Source organism: Arthrobacter sp. Y3223164 (assembly GCF_059091005.1).
The window spans coordinates 1-2,547 of record NZ_JBNHGF010000385.1; the positions used below are offsets into that span (position 1 = coordinate 1).

The window sequence follows — 2,547 nt, forward strand, 5'->3', positions numbered from 1 at the left end:
TCAGGTGCCGGCCTCCGGCGACGGCCGCGGCCAGCACGTCGTTGCTGCGCGCCACCGTTGCCTCATCCAGTCCCAGCTGCCGGTCCCGGCCCTTGTTCCCTGCCTTGAGGCGGGGGCCGGAGAGCAGCATCAGCCAGCGCAGGTCCGCGGCCGCCACGAAGTGCCAGGTGGGCCGCAGGACGTGCGTGCGCAGAATGCGTCCGCCGACGATCGCCGCATCCACCTCTGCAGCGTTGTCCCGTGCCGGTCCGCCGCAGCGCTGCGCCAGCGACCAGCGGGCATAGGCATATTCCTGGGACTGGAAGGCGAGCAGCCAGCGCAAGGCGGAGGCGGCGTCGTCCCGGGGGCTGTCCCACAGCCGCTGTGCCCGCAGCCGGTGACGGCGGATCTCCTGGGGACTCGGCTGCTGCACCGGCTGCTCCTGTTACCCGGCCGCGCCGGGAGGCATGCCCGGACCGAAGAAGGGGTCGGCGGCCGGCCGCTTGGGCAGGATCCCGTCGCCCGAGGACTGGTGGCGGACCCGGCGCAGGACCCACGGGACCAGGTGCTGGCGGGCCCACACCAGGTCCTCGGTGCGGGCGGTGCGCCAGTTCTTAGGTGGCAAGGGTTTGGGCGTCTCGGGCTGCAGCGAATGCTCCACGTTGAGGGCGTCCAGCACCATGGCCGCGATGGTGTGGTGCCCCAGCGGGGAGAAATGCAGCCTGTCAGGCGCCCACATCTGCGGTGCCTTCAGCTGGCGCAGCGCCCACATGTCGGCCACGACGGCGTTATGGCGTGCCGCCACCGTGCGCAGGTTCTCGTTGTAGATGGCGGCCTTGCCGCGGACACTGCCGATGACGGGCGTGTCGCCGATGTCGGGCGCGGTAAACAGGACGATGGTGGCTTGCGACGCTGCCAGCCGGGTGACGGCGCGGTCGAACTTCTCCGCCAGGGCGTCCGGGTCGCCGCCCGGCCGGATCACATCATTGCCGCCCGCGCAAATCGAAATGAGGTCCGGCTGCAGAGCCAGGGCCGGTTCGACCTGTTCATCGATGATTTGCTGCAGCAGGCGGCCGCGGATCGCGAGGTTCGCGTAGGCGAAGTCATGGTGGCCGCGGGCGAGTTCCTCGGCCACGCGGTCGGCCCATCCGCGGTGTCCGCCCGGGCTCCCGGGGTCCGGGTCGCCGATGCCTTCAGTGAACGAATCACCCAGGGCAACGAAACGGCTCCAAGGATGGCGGGCCGCGGCGATGGGCGCTTGTGTTTCGGGAAGGGACAAGTTACTCACAAGTACATTCTCCCAAGAAGGCGCGGGGATGCACAGGCGGTGGGAACCAATAGCTGAATCACCTTTCAGGAAGTGATGGTCAGCGCTCGGTTTACCGACTACTGTGTGCTTGACGCGGCCAACGGCGGCCGCCTCGACCTCGAGGAGCAGGGATGGAATTGCTGGCGGGAATCGTGGCGCGGCGTGTGCCGACGGAGCGGCTGACGGTGAACATCCTTGAGCGCGACGGCGACCGGCCCGACGGCACGCCGGTGGTCCTGGTGCATGGGAATGTTTCCTCCGCGCTGTTCTGGCAGGAGGCGATGCAGGCGCTGCCGGCCGACTACCGCGTGCTCGCGGTGGACCTGCGGGGTTTCGGCCAGACGGACCCGGCGCCGGTGGACGCCGCCCGCGGGCTGCGTGACTTTTCGGACGATCTTCATGCCACGCTGGAAACCCTGCAACTGGCGCCCGCGCACCTGGTGGGGTGGAGCATGGGCGGTGGCGTGGTGATGCAATACGCGCTGGAGCATCCGGTCAGCAGCCTGACGCTCCAGGCTCCGGTCTCGCCGTACGGCTTCGGCGGGACGGCTGGACCGGAGGGGCGCAGGCTCACCGGGGACGACGCCGGCACCGGCGGCGGGGGCGCCAACCCCGACTTCGTGGCGCGGTTGGCAGCCAGGGACACCAGCGGCGACGCGCCTGCCTCGCCGCTGTCGGTCTACCGCTCGACCTATGTGCACGCCGGGTTCCAGTCGCCCTACGAACGCATCTGGGTCGAATCGATGCTCAGCACCAAGACCGGCCGCGACAACTATCCGGGCGATTCCGTCCCCTCGCCGAACTGGCCCGGCTTCGCTCCCGGACGCAAGGGGGTGCTGAACACGATGGCGCCGGGGGTCTTCGACGCCAGCGGCCTTGTTGACCTGGCAGTCAAGCCGGATATCCTCTGGATCCGCGGCGACAGCGATGCGATCGTTTCCGATGCTTCATTCTTCGACCTGAACTGCCTCGGCAAGGCCGGTCTGGTGCCCGGCTGGCCGGGGGAGGAGGCGGCCCCGCCGCAGCCGATGGTCGCGCAGACCCGGGCGGTGCTGGAAAAGTATGCGGCCAACGGCGGGCGCTTCACCGAGGTGCTGCTCGACAACTGCGGACATTCGCCGCACGTGGAGTATCCGGAACGGTTCGTCGCCGAGCTGACGGCGCACGTCGAAGCAAGCGGTTCGTCGCCGAGCTGACGGCGCCCGTCGAAGCAAGCGGTTCGTCGCCGGGCTGACGGCGCCCGTCGAACGGAGCGGCGG

The 2,547-nt window shown here is 69.6% G+C and carries 3 protein-coding genes; 1 reads left to right on the top strand and 2 read right to left on the bottom strand.

Features of this window, described 5'->3' with window-relative positions; all coding sequences use genetic code 11:
• Positions 1 to 412 (bottom strand): DNA glycosylase AlkZ-like family protein (locus AC5RUJ_RS14405; RefSeq protein ID WP_494156061.1); only part of this gene is annotated, 412 nt, incomplete at its 3' end.
• Between the two features lie 12 nt (positions 413 to 424).
• A complete protein-coding gene (locus tag AC5RUJ_RS14410; protein ID WP_494002485.1) occupies positions 425 to 1,267 on the bottom strand; it encodes an SGNH/GDSL hydrolase family protein in 843 nt (280 codons plus the stop codon).
• A gap of 152 nt (positions 1,268 to 1,419) precedes the next feature.
• Between AC5RUJ_RS14410 and AC5RUJ_RS14415 the strand changes: the two genes are divergently transcribed.
• Positions 1,420 to 2,484 carry an alpha/beta fold hydrolase gene (locus AC5RUJ_RS14415; protein ID WP_494128295.1) on the top strand — a complete coding sequence of 355 codons (1,065 nt, stop codon included), beginning with the start codon at positions 1,420 to 1,422 and terminating at the stop codon, positions 2,482 to 2,484.
• Positions 2,485 to 2,547: the final 63 nt, after the last annotated feature.